Origin of the sequence: Pararobbsia silviterrae (genome assembly GCF_003628125.1) — a bacterium.
GTDB lineage: Bacteria > Pseudomonadota > Gammaproteobacteria > Burkholderiales > Burkholderiaceae > Pararobbsia > Pararobbsia silviterrae.
On sequence record NZ_RBZU01000010.1, the window covers coordinates 202,819 to 216,616 of the forward strand.

Annotated in this window: 13 protein-coding genes; 6 read left to right on the forward strand and 7 right to left on the reverse strand. The window is 66.1% G+C overall.

Annotated features, from left to right (window positions below):
- Positions 1-35: 35 nt before the first annotated feature.
- Positions 36-914 (forward strand): helix-turn-helix transcriptional regulator, encoded by an 879-nt coding sequence (locus D7S86_RS20680; RefSeq protein ID WP_121088800.1) that lies wholly within the window; start codon positions 36-38, stop codon positions 912-914.
- A 109-nt stretch (positions 915-1,023) separates the two neighbouring features.
- Here the strand turns inward: D7S86_RS20680 and D7S86_RS20685 are convergent, their stop codons facing one another.
- Positions 1,024-1,653, reverse strand: a complete 630-nt coding sequence (locus D7S86_RS20685) for a LysE/ArgO family amino acid transporter (protein WP_121088802.1) — start codon at positions 1,651-1,653, stop codon at positions 1,024-1,026.
- A gap of 94 nt (positions 1,654-1,747) precedes the next feature.
- Between D7S86_RS20685 and D7S86_RS20690 the strand changes: the two genes are divergently transcribed.
- A complete protein-coding gene (locus D7S86_RS20690; protein ID WP_121088804.1) occupies positions 1,748-2,650 on the forward strand; it encodes a LysR family transcriptional regulator ArgP in 903 nt (300 codons plus the stop codon).
- 37 nt (positions 2,651-2,687) lie between these two features.
- Here the strand turns inward: D7S86_RS20690 and D7S86_RS20695 are convergent, their stop codons facing one another.
- Positions 2,688-4,190: an HD domain-containing phosphohydrolase gene (locus D7S86_RS20695; protein WP_240648316.1), complete on the reverse strand. Its 1,503-nt coding sequence runs from the start codon at positions 4,188-4,190 to the stop codon at positions 2,688-2,690.
- 200 nt (positions 4,191-4,390) lie between these two features.
- Between D7S86_RS20695 and D7S86_RS20700 the strand changes: the two genes are divergently transcribed.
- Complete coding sequence (locus D7S86_RS20700; RefSeq protein ID WP_121088808.1) at positions 4,391-5,170, forward strand: alpha/beta fold hydrolase; 780 nt, start codon at positions 4,391-4,393, stop codon at positions 5,168-5,170.
- Between the two features lie 176 nt (positions 5,171-5,346).
- On the opposite strand, the gene D7S86_RS20705 is transcribed toward D7S86_RS20700, so the two are convergent.
- Complete coding sequence (locus D7S86_RS20705) at positions 5,347-6,072, reverse strand: dienelactone hydrolase family protein (RefSeq protein ID WP_121088810.1); 726 nt, start codon at positions 6,070-6,072, stop codon at positions 5,347-5,349.
- Between the two features lie 548 nt (positions 6,073-6,620).
- Here D7S86_RS20705 and D7S86_RS20715 point away from each other — a divergent pair.
- Both D7S86_RS20715 and D7S86_RS20720 read left to right on the forward strand, forming a co-directional pair.
- Positions 6,621-7,715, forward strand: coding sequence for an FUSC family protein (locus tag D7S86_RS20715; RefSeq protein ID WP_121088816.1), 1,095 nt, complete (start codon positions 6,621-6,623; stop codon positions 7,713-7,715).
- A gap of 397 nt (positions 7,716-8,112) precedes the next feature.
- Entirely contained in the window at positions 8,113-10,404 is a 2,292-nt protein-coding gene (locus tag D7S86_RS20720; protein WP_121088818.1) for a TonB-dependent siderophore receptor, read from the forward strand.
- A 27-nt stretch (positions 10,405-10,431) separates the two neighbouring features.
- On the opposite strand, the gene D7S86_RS20725 is transcribed toward D7S86_RS20720, so the two are convergent.
- From D7S86_RS20725 to D7S86_RS20740, 3 genes are all read right to left on the reverse strand, one after another.
- Positions 10,432-11,055, reverse strand: coding sequence for a glutathione S-transferase family protein (locus tag D7S86_RS20725; protein WP_121088954.1), 624 nt, complete (start codon positions 11,053-11,055; stop codon positions 10,432-10,434).
- 101 nt (positions 11,056-11,156) lie between these two features.
- Positions 11,157-11,732, reverse strand: coding sequence for a flavin reductase family protein (locus D7S86_RS20730; RefSeq protein ID WP_121088820.1), 576 nt, complete (start codon positions 11,730-11,732; stop codon positions 11,157-11,159).
- Positions 11,733-11,951: 219 nt separating this feature from the next.
- Complete coding sequence (locus D7S86_RS20740; protein WP_147432408.1) at positions 11,952-12,374, reverse strand: MarR family winged helix-turn-helix transcriptional regulator; 423 nt, start codon at positions 12,372-12,374, stop codon at positions 11,952-11,954.
- Between the two features lie 623 nt (positions 12,375-12,997).
- Between D7S86_RS20740 and D7S86_RS20745 the strand changes: the two genes are divergently transcribed.
- Entirely contained in the window at positions 12,998-13,294 is a 297-nt protein-coding gene (locus D7S86_RS20745; protein WP_147432409.1) for a hypothetical protein, read from the forward strand.
- 82 nt (positions 13,295-13,376) lie between these two features.
- On the opposite strand, the gene D7S86_RS20750 is transcribed toward D7S86_RS20745, so the two are convergent.
- On the reverse strand, positions 13,377-13,598 hold the full coding sequence (locus tag D7S86_RS20750; protein ID WP_121088828.1) for a hypothetical protein: 222 nt from the start codon (positions 13,596-13,598) through the stop codon (positions 13,377-13,379).
- Between the last annotated feature and the right edge of the window lie 200 nt (positions 13,599-13,798).

The following is a 13,798-nucleotide window of genomic DNA, read 5'->3' on the forward strand; positions in this document are numbered from 1 at the left end:
GACGTCTTACCGGTATACGGACTAACAGGATCGACATGCCTCACGAACACGACAATCTGCTTGGCGCTTACCTGCGCGATCGCCGCGAAAAGCTCGATCCGGCCGCGCTCGGCTTGCCCGTCGCGCGTCGCCGTACGCCGGGCCTGCGGCGCGAGGAAGTCGCGCAGCGCGCGAACGTCAGCGCAACGTGGTACACGTGGCTCGAACAGGGACGCGGCGGGTCGCCGTCGGCCGAAGTGCTGAATCGAATCGCCGACGCGCTGCTGCTCGGCGACGTCGAACGCGAACACCTATTCCTGCTCGCGCTCGGCAGACCGCCCGAGGTCCAGTACCAGGCATCGGGCAGCGTCACGCCGCTGCTTCAACGCGTGCTCGACTCGCTCGAATACAGTCCGGCGCTCGTACGGACATCGACGTGGGATATCGTCGGATGGAATTCGGCGGCGCTCGCGCTGCTCAACGACTATCGAACGCTGCCGCCCGCCGAGCGCAATGTGCTGCGTCTGATGTTTCTCGACCCGAAGGTCCGCGCCGCCCAATCCGACTGGGACAGTGTCGCGCGATTCGTCGTGGCCGCATTCCGCGCCGATGCGACGCGCTCGGGCGCGGTGCATCGGATCCAGTCGTTCGTCGACGAACTCTCGCGCTTGAGTCCCGAGTTCGATGCGATCTGGCGTGACAACGACGTGCGTTCGCACGGTGCGGGCCGCAAGCTCATCCGGCATGCCGAACTCGGTTCGATCCAACTCGAATATTCAGGCTTCGCTGTCGACGGACAGCCTGATCTGAGCCTCGTGATCTATGCTGCCGCATCCCCCGAGGATCAGGTGCGCGTGCGCGCGCTCATCGATCGCTATCGGAATCGGGAGCGCGACGAGGCGCGACGCCACGAGCGCGAGCATGAAGCCGGCTAGCGGAACACGATGCACGATCGCGAAGCGATGCCGTGACGTTTAGGCGTTCAGGCGTTCAGGCATCGAGACGGTTCATCACGCAAACGATGCAGTACCGCTTCACGATCCGTTAGCGAAATTGCAGGACCGCGATCAGCATGACCATGCTGCCGATCGCACCGTCGAGCACGCGCCACGCGGCCGCGCGCCGGAACAGCGGCGCGAGCAGACGCGCGCCATATCCAAGCCCGATGAACCACACGGCGCTCACGCACATCGCACCGAGCGCGAACGCGACACGCGCGCCTTCGGGCTCACGCGCGCCCGCTGTGCCGATCAGCAGAAACGTGTCGAGATGGACATGAGGATTGAGCCAGGTCAACGCGAGCGTCGTCAGCACGACCGGCACGACACGCGTATCGCGCGAACGATCCGCGGACACGCCGTCGGCCGCGCCTTCAAGCACCGCATGACCCCGTTGTAACGCGCGGCGCCACGCGCAGAGACCGAACCAGACCAGGTACGCGAGCCCGACATACAGCATCGCGTGAACGAACGCCGGATAGCGCGCGACCAGCACCGATGCGCCGCCGACGCCCGCGCCGATCAGCACGAAGTCGGACAACGCGCAGAGCACGATGATGAGCGCGACGCGGGATCGCAAGATCCCTTGCCGAAGGACATACGCGTTTTGCGCGCCGATGGTCACGATCAACGACGCGCAGAGCGCCGCACCGTGCGAGAAAGCGATCGCGTTCACGTTTGGACTGGACGATGGTTTGGAATCGCCGTAGTCTGCAGCGAAAGCCGAATTTACAAAATCTCATTCTCCTTAAATGGATTAAGCAACGCTAATGCTCGACTACGCCCTGCTCGATGCGCTCGTCGCCGTCGTCCAACACGGTTCGTTCGGCCGTGCCGCGCAAGCGCTCAACGTGACGCCGTCCGCCGTCTCGCAACGCGTCAAGCTGCTTGAGGAACGCGTCGGCAGCGTGCTCGTCACGCGCGGACAGCCGTGCGTCGCGACAGCCTCGGGCGCGCTGCTATGCCGGCACACCGAGCGCGTGCAATTGCTCGAATCGGAACTCGGCGGCCAGCTTCCGTCCGTGCAGTCGCTGCATGCGCCGCTCGCGGGGGATTGGCCGACGATGCGCGTCGCCGTCAATGACGACAGCGTCGGCACCTGGTTCATCGATGCGGTCGCGGCGTTCTGCAATACGCGGCAGATGCTGCTCGATATCGTGATCGACGACCAGGACCATACGGCGCAACGAATTCGCGACGGCAGCGTGCAAGGCGCGGTCACGACCCAGGCCGAGCCCGTGCAAGGCTGTCGCTCGACGCGTCTGGGCCGCATGCGGTATCGCGCCGTCTGCTCGCCGGACTTCCATGCGCGCTACTTCGCAGACGGCCTCAAACGCGATGCGCTGCGGCGCGCGCCGTGCGTCGAATTCAATCCGAAGGACGAATTGCAGCAGCGCTTTATCCGGCGCATCACGCGCGCCGAGATTGCGCCGCCGCGGCACTGGATCCCGCATGTCGAAGGTTTCTTGCGCGCATGCGCGAACGGCATGGGATGGGGCATGTGCCCCGAAAAGATGGTCGCGCCGTATCTCGCGCAGGGCACGCTCGTCGAACTCTCGGTCGGGCGTCCGTTCGATGTCGAGCTCTATTGGCAAAGCTGGCGGCTGTCGATCGGCTGGCTCGACGATTTCAGCAAGACGCTGCGCAAGCACGCGGCCGAACACCTCGATTGACTCGACTACGACAGGGCGCGCCGCGGCGCGCGCGGCCTCAGAGCACGCCCATCGCGGCCGCCTTGAGCGTGGCGGCCGCGCGCGTCGAGCATTCGAGCTTGCGGAACACGTTCTCGACATGCGTGCGGATCGTGCTCGGACTCAGATCGAGTTCACGCGCGACTTCCTTGTTGCTCGCGCCCTTCGAGATCGAACGCAAGACATCGATCTCGCGCGCGGACAAGCGCGTCGCGGCCTGAGCGCCGGCATCCGGCGTGCGCCGCACGATCGGCTTCGCGGCCACCAGTGCCTCGACGGCCTCGATATCGAAGCGCCCGCGCGCGGCTTCATCGCGCAACACGCGCGCCGCCTGATCGGCCGACATCGCCTCGCGCCACGGACGCGTCGATCGCAATGCGACCCAGGCCACGCAAGCCGATAAGATGCGCGCCTCGGTCGACAGCGCATCGCGCGCGACGCCGCGAAAGTAGCCCGATCCGTCGAGCCGCTCGTACGCATAGGACGCAAGCAGCGCCGCGTCGGCCAGTTGCCCCGTCTGATTGCCCGCGCGCGCGGTCCAGTACGGCACGAGCCGGACCTTCTCCCACGCCGACGACGACAGCCGCGTCGGCACGTTCCAGACGGCGTTCGGAATCGCCGAACGTCCGATGCCGTGGATCAGTCCCGCGCAATGCAAGCGCGCGCGCGTCTGCGCATCGAGCGAGAAACGGTCCGCGCAGTCGGCCGCGGTCTGCGCGACCGCGCGCGAAAACCCCGTCATCCAGGGCAGCTTGAGATCGATCACCTCCGAGATCCATTCGATCGGCGTCGAACGATCCATCGCGGGTGTCGTCAACGTATCGAAACGATCGGACGACGCGCCGCGATGCGCGGCGCCGTCGTCTTCTTCATCGAGCATCGCAACCCAGTGCGAGGCCTCGCGCGCGGCGATCCGCACGAATGCCGACGGATACCGTATATCGGCGCGCTGCGCGATCGCGACGAGGGCCTGCTCGACACCGTAGACGCGCGTGAGCGTCTCGAGATCGCCTGCGAGCGCGACGGCGAATACGGTCTGCGGCACGGCCTGACCCGCGAGCCGGTCAGGCAATCCGGTGCCGTCCCAATTCTCGAAGATATGACGCAGCGTCGCCTGCGTCGTGTCGCCGAGACCCAGCAGGCGCGCGACCTCGCCCGATACTTCGCAATGGATCTGCGCGAGCGGCGTCATGACCGTGCGCAGGCCGCCTTGCGCTTCGAGCGGATCGGACCATCCCGGACGCGCCGCGAGCATCGCCTCGCGGCTCGCGACGTCGTCGCCGAGCGCCGCCGCGAAGCCGGCCGCGTTCGCCGTACAGCCCGACCAACGCAACAACGAGGCCTCGCGCGCCGCCTCGCACGCCGTGTCGTCGAGGCCCGCCTCGCGCGCGATGCGCGCGGCGAGCCACGCGGTTCGCGGCGAATGATCGGTCGGCTGCCCCATGCTGAGGTCGCCGATAAACGCGAGCGCCCTGACGGCGTCGAACACGCGCACGGTGGTCTCGAAGGAGGCGACGGTCATCGATGTCTGCATGGATCTGTCGGAGGGTACTGCGTTGATCGGATCGGGGCCGTCTCTAACAACCCCGCGAGGCAAGCGTCTCGGCGTCGACCGCCATCATCGGTCATTTGTCCGATACCCGCCGGGCCGCGCGATTGAGAAGATGCGTTCCACACCGAAGCCGCTTCGGCCCACTCAACACCCTCCGACAGGAACGCATCATGAATACGACATTCAAGAAAATCGCCGCCTCCACCGTGTTGCTCGGCGGTCTGTTCACGCTCGGCGCCGCACACGCAGCTCCGGATCAGGATCTCAAGGGCAAGACGGTCGTGCTCGTGCATGGCGCGTTCGCCGACGGATCGAGCTGGGAAAAGGTCGTGCCGTTGCTCGAAGCACGCGGCCTGCACGTCGTCGCCGTGCAAAACCCGCTGACGTCGCTCGCGGACGATGCGGCCGCGGCCCAACGCACGATCGACGCGCAAACCGGCCCCGTCGTGCTCGTCGGCCACTCGTGGGGCGGCGCTGTCATCAGCCAGGCCGGCAACGACGACAAGGTCAAGGCGCTCGTCTACGTCGCCGCGTTCGCGCCCGACAGCGGCACATCGGTCAACGACCTCATCAAGGACAAGCCCGCGCCCGCATGGGCGCCCGAGCTCCGCAAGGATTCGGGCAACTTCCTGACGCTGTCCGACAAAGGCATCGCAGAGGACTTCGCGCAGGATCTGACGCCGGCCCAACAGCATCTCGTCGCCGCGACGCAAGGTCCGTGGTCCGCGGGGGCCATCAACGAGAAGGTGACCGACGCCGCATGGCACCACAAGCGCTCGTACTTCGTCATCGCGGACAAGGACCGGATGATCGATCCGCGTCTGCAGGTCGCGATGGCCGGGCAGATCAACGCGACCGTCACGCATGCGAACGCGAGCCACGTCGTGATGCTGAGCCAGCCGAAGGTCGTCGCGGACGCGATCATCGCGGCAGCCCGCAACGCCGAATAAGCGCGGCGGCATGCCACGCCGGACCGGGCCGAAGCGCATCACGTCGACACGGTATCCGGTATCCGGCCGCGGCGGTGCTTCGGATCGGGCCACGCGCGACCCGAGGCGCGCGCGGCCCGGTTGACGCGTGGTCCGGTGCGTTGACGTCGACGCCGACGCCGACGCACCGGATCCGATCAGGCCTTGCCGGGCGGCTGGTCCCAGAGCGTACGGCCGAGGAACGTCAGCGTGCGATCCCATGCGAGTTGCGCCCAGACGGGATCGAACTGCGTCTTCGCGATCCGGCCGTCGCCGACCGCCGTCTCGTTCGCGAACGCATGATGCGCGAGATAACGATGAAACTCGACGGACACGCCCGCATCGCGCAACCGGGTTTCGAGCGTCCCGACCGTGTCGATCGGGAAGAATTCGTCTTGCGTGGCCCAGTGGCCGAGCACCGGCCCCTTGATCGCCGACGGGTTGATGTAGTCGAGCGGGGGAAAGCCGTACCAGAGCACGCCGGCCGACACGTCGGGCACGTTCGAAAGCGTCAGCAGCGTGAGTGCGCCGCCCATGCAATAGCCCATGACGGCGACGCGCGAAGCCTGCTGTTTGAGGTACTCGACCGCGCCGCGAATATCCTGCGTGGCCGCGTCGCCGAAATCGAGACCGCTCATCAAGTGGTTCGCTTCCGCTTCCTCGACCGTCGATTTGCCGCGGAAAAGATCGGGCACGAGCGCGAGATAACCCGATTGCGCGAGCCGGTCGGCGACACCGCGAATCTGGTCGTTGAGCCCCCACCATTCCTGTACGACCACCACGGCCGGCGCGCCCGCGAGCTTTTCGGGCTTTGCGAGGTAACCCTGAACTTCGCCGCCGTCCGGGCGACGGAAGCTCACCAAACTGCCCTGTGCTTTTTTCATAGAGACTCCGAAGGTCGATCGAGCCGATCACGATGACCGCGCGCATCGCGCACGCGCGTGTCCGATAGAAGCATTCGCATGGGTTGCCGGACACGCGACGCCGCGGCCCCCATCGAGGCACGATTCTCGCGCATTGGACGACATATTGCATAAATGACTTCGCCGTTGCGCCGTTGGCCGCGTCGATTTCGCATGTCTCGGCCCCGGGACGCCGCGCGGGCGATCGTGATTCGCCCGGTCTCCCGGTCGCTCATGGAACTTGGCTTTCTGCCTTCTCTGCCTTCTCTGCCTTCTCTGCCTTCTCTGCCTTCTGCCTTCTGCCTTCTGCCTTCTGCCTTCTGATTCTGCATCTAGCCCCCAAACACTCGGCACTCGGCGTTTGACGTTTGACGAGCGGCACGCGGCGCTTGCCGTTGGCGGTTGGCACCTAGCACGCCGCTCATTTTCTGCTCATTGAACCGGCCGATCATGTCGTTGCGGCCCATGCGCCGTGACATCGACGGCGGCGCGTACTCGCCGCCGCCCCTGGCGCCGCGGAGACTTCCCCCATGAAACAGATCGTCGACACCCTTCCAGCCTGGCTCGATCGCGTCGATCCCGGCGCGCATCGGAGAATCAAGGGGCTGCGGCTCGTCACGGCGTACGGCCTCGCGCTGGCGCTCGCGACGCTCAACACGCTGACGTCGAGCGTGCCGCCCACGGTCCCGCTCGGCATGCTGGCGGCCGGTTTCGCACTGTGGGCCAGCGTATCGGAAGCACGCGCGACGCGCGCGGCATCGAGCCGCGATCTCGCCGCGCTCTGCGTCGCGGCCGCCGCGGGTGCCACGCTGTACGCGCTGCTGTGCCCCTGGCTCGATACGCATGCGCGCGTGGGCGGCGAGTGGATCCTGATCTCGGGTGCGTTCCTCGCGCCATGGCTCAAGCGATACGGCGTGCTCGGCGCGGGCATCGGCTCGCAGCTATATATCGGTCAGTTGCTCGCGTACGGCGCGCACCTGGGGCCGTCGGATCTGCCGGCGATCGGGGTGGCCGCGCTCATCGCGATGGTCGCCGCGATCGTGCCGCGCGTGCTGAGCGGGCCGTCCGAACAGCCCGCGCTCGCGCCGCCGGCGCCCGTCGCGATGCCCGCGCGCAACGGGCGGATCACGCCCGAGTTCGCGATGGGACTGCAGGCGGCCGCCGCCGCGCTCGTCGTCATCGCGTTGAACAGCGCGTTCGATCTGACCGAGTCCGCATGGGCTATCACGGCGTGCGTCTACGTCGTGACGCAGACCGCAGAAGGGACCGTCGAACGCGTGCGCCGTCGCATCGTCGGCACGCTGATCGGCGTGCCGCTCGGTCTTGCATGCCTGCCGATCGCCGCGCATGCGCCGCTTGCGATCTGGGTCGCCGCATCGGTCGCGATGATCGTCTATGCGATGGCCTTGCCCGAGCGTTACGACATCGCATGCGGCGCGTTCGCGTTCACCTTGATCGTCACGCTCGCGGCAAGCGGCGAACATTCGGTCGCGTTCCTCGTCGCGCGCGCCTGGGAGACGATCGTCGGCGGACTGCTCGGCGTCGTGATGGCGTGGGTCGTGTTGCCGCTCAAGACCCCACACGTCGCACACGTGCGCGGCGCGGTACCGCGCGAATCGTCGTGAAGTGACGCGCGGTCCGCCCGCCCGGTCCGGTCCGGTCCGGTCCGGTTCCGTCCCGTCCCGTCACGTCCCGTCACGTCACGTCACGTCACGGGCACGGGCACGGGCACGGGCACGGGCACGGGCACGGGCACACACGATTCGAACTCGCGCGCCCCGGTCATCGGGAAGCGCTTTGCGCGTGCCAGACATCTCGGGCGTCGCGCTATCCGCTACACCCCGTCCATTCTCAAAATCGAGTCAACATTCCTTTCGAATCGAAAGGTCTTCCTTTCTTCTTAATATCGGCACCCCTCAAATGCGACTGATTCTTATCTACACAACCACTCGACGCTAGACAGCCGGCTATCGCGGGATTCGCGCGCCGTCGTCACGCGCGTCAATCTTTCGAGGATCGCCCATGCAAGACCGCCGACCGACACGCACGCGCTCGCCGCGCGGCCCGCGAACGCTCGTCATTCACGCGCTGCTCGCGGTCGGTGTTCTCGGCTCGGGCTCGGCGTTCGCCGACGTCGAGCCGACACGCGACGCCGAAGACGACACGACGACCGCGCCGGCCGGCCGTGCCGGACGGCCGGCGCAAACGCGGACCGTCTCGTCGGGCGCACCGCCGCAGGGGACGGCCGACGACGATACGACGCGCGCGGCACATGCGACGACGCCCGTATCCGGCTCGACCGAACACGCGTTACCCGAAATCGCCGTGACCGGCGAGCGGACCCACGGCTTCGCGCCCTCGGCGGTGGACACCGGCCCCTATCGCGGCGTCGATGCGCTCGACGTGCCCGCGACCGTCCATGTCGTCACAGGCAGCGTCATCGACGCCCAGGGCGACACGGGGCTCTACGATGCGTTGCGCAATGTCGCGGGCGTCACGCGTCAGCAACTCAGCGGCGTCGCCTACGACAATCTCGCCGTGCGCGGCATTCCGTTGAACAATCGCTCGAGCTACTACTTCAATGGCGTGCTTCCGATCACGAACCTCGTCTGGATGCCGATGGCCGATAAGGATCGCGTCGAAGTCCTCAAGGGCGCATCGGCGCTCTACTACGGATTCGCGACACCGGCCGGCATCGTCAACCTCGTGACCAAACGCCCGGGTCCCAAGCCCGTCACGAGCGTGTCGCTGCTCGGCGATTCGAACGGCGGATACGGCGCGCGTGCCGACATCGGTCGCCGCTTCGGCCCCGACGATCGCTTCGGTATCCGGATCAATGCGATGGACGAACACGCGGCCCCGCCGATCGATCACGACGACGGCGAACGCAAGTTCATCGGCGCGGCGCTCGACTGGCGCGTCGACGACCGGCTCGCACTCCAGTACGACTTCGAACACATCGACACGCGCATCGTCGAACAGGCCGGCATCGCGCTGCCGCCGCCCGGCAAGAACGGGCGCATTGCATTGCCGCGCATGCCCGATCCGAGCCGCCTGCTATCGGGAGCCGACTACCCGACGCACGCCAGCGCCGACACGCATCTGCTGCGCGCCGACTATGCGGTGTCGACAAACTGGAGCATCAACGCCGCGCTCGGCGAGTCGGTGACGCATCGCGACCGCTGGAACTGGATCTTCCAGAAGTACAACCGGCAGACCGGCGCGGGCCAGGTGCAGGCGACGCAGCAAAACGGCCAGCAATACGAAAACTGGACCGCGCGCGTCGAGACGAACGGCCTCTTCAAGACCGGACCGCTCGCGCACGATCTGACGATCGGCGTTTCGCAGGTGAGCTTCCGTCAACCGGATTTCGTCTCGTACCACTACACAGCTGCCCAGAATCTCTACAACCCCGTCGAGATCACGACGCTCAAGCCTGCGGGCGCGGCGAAGCCTTTCTACGCGCAGCACGTGAAGAACAGCGGCGTCTACGTCTATGACCGGATCGCGCTCACGCCGCGACTCGAATTCGTGCCGGGCGTCCGGCGCTCGGTCTATTCGGCATCGCAAGCCGGAGCCGGGACATCGAGCCTCGGCAAGACCACGCCGTCGGCGAGCCTCGTGTTTCGCCTCACGCCCGACACGAGCGTCTATGCGAGCTATATCGAGGCGCTCGAATCCGCGGGCAACGCGCCCGCGACGGCCGAGAACGCCTATGCGATCCTGCCCGCGGTCGTCAGCACGCAGATCGAAACCGGCATACGAAGCCGATTGACGCCCGGGCTGCTCGCGTCGTTCGCGCTGTTCGACCTGCGCCAACCGGCGGCCGGACCCGATGCGCGGAACGTCTACGTGCTCGACGGCACGACGCGCTATCGCGGCGGCGAGTTCTCGCTGCAGGGCGATGTCATGCGGTATCTGTCGTTGACCGGCGCCCTCGTCTATCTCGACGCGCGGCAGATCGACTCGCCCGACACCGCGTTGCGCGGCAAAGTCCCCGAGAACACGGCACGCCTGAGCGCAACGCTGTTCGCCGACTATCGGATGCCGTTCGCGCCGGGACTCGCGGTCAACGGGGGCCTGACCTACATCGGCCCGCGCGCCGTCAACGACGCGAACCAGGCCTGGATCGGCGGCTACACGCTCTATACCGCAGGGCTGCGATACACGACGCGCCTCTACGGCAAACGTGCGACCTTCCAGGCCAACCTTGAAAATGCGAGCGACAAGCGCTACTGGAGCGCGGCCGGCAACGGTTTGCTCGGCGTCGGGCTCGGCCGCACGCTCAAGCTCGCGTCGACGATCGCGTTCTGATCGACGGCCCGACCGCAACCCGCGCGCTCAGACGATCGACGGTCCGCCATACGGCGCAAACGCGGGCCGCTGCGCGATGCGTTCAAGATACGCCGCGACCGCGGGCAGCTCGGGACGATCGAACGGCGTGCCGAACCAGCGATTCACCGAGAGTCCGATCGGAATGTCGGCCAGCGTGAAACGATCGCCCGCGACGTAGGCCTGCGTGCGTTCGAGTTGCGCGTCGAGAATCGACATGCATCGCGTCCAGCTCCGGATCGCGAGATCGATCTGCGCGCGATCCTGATGCGCGGGCGATCGCCGCGCGAGTCCGAGAAACGCGTAGCTCCACGAGCGGTTGAGGTCCGTGGCCTGCCAATCGATCCACTGATCGGCGCGCGCGCGCAACTGTGCATCCAACGGATACAGATGCTCGCCGCCATAGCGATTCGCGAGATATCGAATGATCGCGTTCGATTCCCACAGCACGAATGCACCGTCGCGAATGACCGGGACCTGCGCATTCGGATTCAGCGCGAGGAATTCGGGGGCATCGGTCGATCGAAAGCCCGACCCCCAGTCTTCGCGCTCGAATGGAATGTCGAGTTCCGCGCACGTCCAAAGCACTTTGCGGACGTTGATCGACGGAATCTTGCCAAGTATCTGAAGCATGCGGCGTCCTTCGTGGTGGAAACGGCAACGCCCGGACATCGGGCGCGAAGTGCATACGAACGGCTCGCAGTCGACGCGGCGACGCAATGACGCAACGACGGCTAAAGCGGCTTGGCCGAAACGATATCCGATGCGCGCGCGAAATGGCCGGCGCCGAGATGATGAATCGTATGCAGCGCGGCATTCGACGCGTCGACATTCCAGTGACCGTTCGCGAAGATCCGGCTGTCGGCGGCGGCGGCCACGACCTCGCCGAAACACGTGTCGTACGCATCCTCGGTATGCGGCTCGGGAATCAATCGGCATTCGAGCCACGCGGCGCAGCCCGTCTCCACAAGCGGCAAACCCAGCACGGGGCCCTCGATCGACTCGATCCCGTAGCGCGCGAATTTGTCGACGTCACGACCGCTCGTCGAACCGACCGCATACGTGAGGTCGATCGCCGCGACCCCGGGAATGCAGATCCCGAACGTGCCGCTCTCGGCGACGAGCTCGCGCGTGAAGGTGCGCTTGTCGATCACGACGGCAATCCGGGGCGGCGTAAATTCGACGGGCATCGACCAGGCCGCCGCCATGATGTTGCGGCGAGCGCCTGACGCGCTCGTCACGAGGATCGTCGGTCCATGATTGACGAGCCGACTCGCGTGCTCGAGCGCAACGGGCTGGAAAGCGTTCATGTGTTTGGGCAAAAGATGCGCCGGACGCGATGACGGCCGCGAGCGCGCTCGCGAAGCGGCCCGCGACATGCGGATGCGCCAGCGTCGTGCATCATGCCATAGACGGACTGGACGCCCTGCGTCGGAGGCTTCGCGACGCGTGCCGCATCGTTTCGCGCGCGCGTTCGGCGCGCAATCCGCGTGCGATCCTCAGGCAAGCGGTGCGCGATTAAAGCGCGATCAATGCGCGACTTCGCCCACGCGAACGAACTCGACGAGCAGATTCTTGAGCATCGACGCATTCGACGTGCCGAACGCGCGCTCGACTTCGGTATGCGCGCGTTCGACATCATGCTGAACGCGATCGACGAGCGCGCGCCCCTCGTCGGTGATCGAGGCATACGTGCGCCGCTTGTGCGACGGATCGCGCATCTTGTTCACGAGCTTGCGCTCGTCGAGCCGGTCGACGTTCATGGCGAGCGTCGCGACGTTCGTCAGCGCCTTGTCGCGGAGTTCCTTGAAGGTGTGCTGACGCGGTCCGTCGAACGAGAGCAGGATCCGGTATTGCTCTTCATTAAGTGATTCACGCGCAAGGCATTGTGCGGTCTCGGTACGCATGAGCCGGTCGGCCACAAGGAGCAGGCGATAGAGAGTGGGTTCCACACGTGGATCATGCATGGTCTTGACGCGAATCGTTCCGTTCGGGGGCGGCCCCGCAGGGAGCCGGAATGATTCCAAATGATCCCAGAGCCAACCTTAAATCCAGCTTAAGCAAAAACCGCGCTGTATTCGACCCGTCAGCGAACCCGAATTGCTCGATGGTGGTCGCCGCGCACCGGCAACCGTCCGTGTGATCCGTGCGATGTATGCGATCTGCCGCGATCGAGCGATCGCCGCATCGGCAATCCGTTCGATATCCGCACGCCGAGCCCGGCCGTTGCGCGGGCTACGGTATGTTTTGCCCGAATAGATCCATGTCTTCAAAAGCGTGATACTGCCTTCGGCCGATCGCCGAATCCTCAAGCGCGTCGGCATCTTCACAACGGGCTCATAGAGCGTGAATTCATCCGCGCGGCCGCACACGACGGCCGGGTGTGCGGTGACAGGAGACGAAGGTGAAGCTTTTCAGGAGGGGCGCGTGCGTACGGATGTCCGTCTGGCTAAGACGGCGCTGGGAAGACGCGTGCGCAGGGTACCGATCGCGCGCGGGTTTCAGGGCGGGGGATGGCGCGTCCGGCCGCGCGAATATGCGGGATCACCGCGCCGCGGACGCCGTGGCCCCGATCATGCCCAGGCTGGCGCCCGGTCTGCGCCGTTATGCCGAGCCCATCGAAATCCGTGCATGCGCCGAGCGGACCACCCGCGAGGCCTCGCTGTACGGACCGCCCGGACCGACGCCGGACGAACCCTACCCCGCCTCGGCGTCGATGGACGTCATTGAAGCCTATGTGGACGTCATCCGGCGCGCGCAGGGCAAACCGACGCTCGCCGAGATCGATCCCGGTATGCCGCACTATGAAACGCATCTCGAAGACTTCGTGCGCGACGTATTCCGCACGATGACGCTTCACGACCACGGCTGACGACCCGTCGGCCCACGCGTCGCGAATCGACGACGCGCACGATACGCACGATATGGCGGCGACGGCCGTTTCAACCTCGGGGCTACATCCAGCCCGCGTACTTGATACCCGCAAACACCGCGCAAACGCCCGCGACGCTTAAACAGATGGCTCTGTTGAGAATCCAGCGGGGCAGCATTTCGCGCTGCTCGATCGTCATGCCTTGCGCGCCGAGCGCGAAATAGACGAAAACAACCGAGCCGATCAGCCAGCCGGCGACGCCGTACAGAGGCCCGACAATCGGGCTGGGGTCGAAATGTGCCATCGCGTGTCCCTCCGGTCTCGATCCTCGCGATGGCGGCGCACCCGGTCGCATGCTCGATGATCCGCTCCGGCGCCGCCCGATCGCGTATTGATGACGCTCAGACATCCGCAATATCGGCCCCGAATCAAAAATCTTTACAGATATGTGACATCGCGCCCTGACGGTCGCTCGATCGCGCGGACGCCGCATCCGGAGGCGCG

What these genes read in the sequence shown, in the direction of transcription:
- D7S86_RS20680 (WP_121088800.1), top strand. Translation starts at nt 36, where the DNA reads ATGCCTCACGAACACGACAATCTGCTTGGCGCTTACCTGCGCGATCGC.
- D7S86_RS20690 (WP_121088804.1), top strand. Translation starts at nt 1,748, where the DNA reads ATGCTCGACTACGCCCTGCTCGATGCGCTCGTCGCCGTCGTCCAACAC.
- D7S86_RS20700 (WP_121088808.1), top strand. Translation starts at nt 4,391, where the DNA reads ATGAATACGACATTCAAGAAAATCGCCGCCTCCACCGTGTTGCTCGGC.
- D7S86_RS20745 (WP_147432409.1), top strand. Translation starts at nt 12,998, where the DNA reads ATGCCCAGGCTGGCGCCCGGTCTGCGCCGTTATGCCGAGCCCATCGAA.
- D7S86_RS20720 (WP_121088818.1), top strand. Translation starts at nt 8,113, where the DNA reads ATGCAAGACCGCCGACCGACACGCACGCGCTCGCCGCGCGGCCCGCGA.
- D7S86_RS20725 (WP_121088954.1), bottom strand. Translation starts at nt 11,055, where the DNA reads ATGCTTCAGATACTTGGCAAGATTCCGTCGATCAACGTCCGCAAAGTG.
- D7S86_RS20695 (WP_240648316.1), bottom strand. Translation starts at nt 4,190, where the DNA reads ATGACCGTCGCCTCCTTCGAGACCACCGTGCGCGTGTTCGACGCCGTC.
- D7S86_RS20705 (WP_121088810.1), bottom strand. Translation starts at nt 6,072, where the DNA reads ATGAAAAAAGCACAGGGCAGTTTGGTGAGCTTCCGTCGCCCGGACGGC.
- D7S86_RS20730 (WP_121088820.1), bottom strand. Translation starts at nt 11,732, where the DNA reads ATGAACGCTTTCCAGCCCGTTGCGCTCGAGCACGCGAGTCGGCTCGTC.
- D7S86_RS20715 (WP_121088816.1), top strand. Translation starts at nt 6,621, where the DNA reads ATGAAACAGATCGTCGACACCCTTCCAGCCTGGCTCGATCGCGTCGAT.
- D7S86_RS20750 (WP_121088828.1), bottom strand. Translation starts at nt 13,598, where the DNA reads ATGGCACATTTCGACCCCAGCCCGATTGTCGGGCCTCTGTACGGCGTC.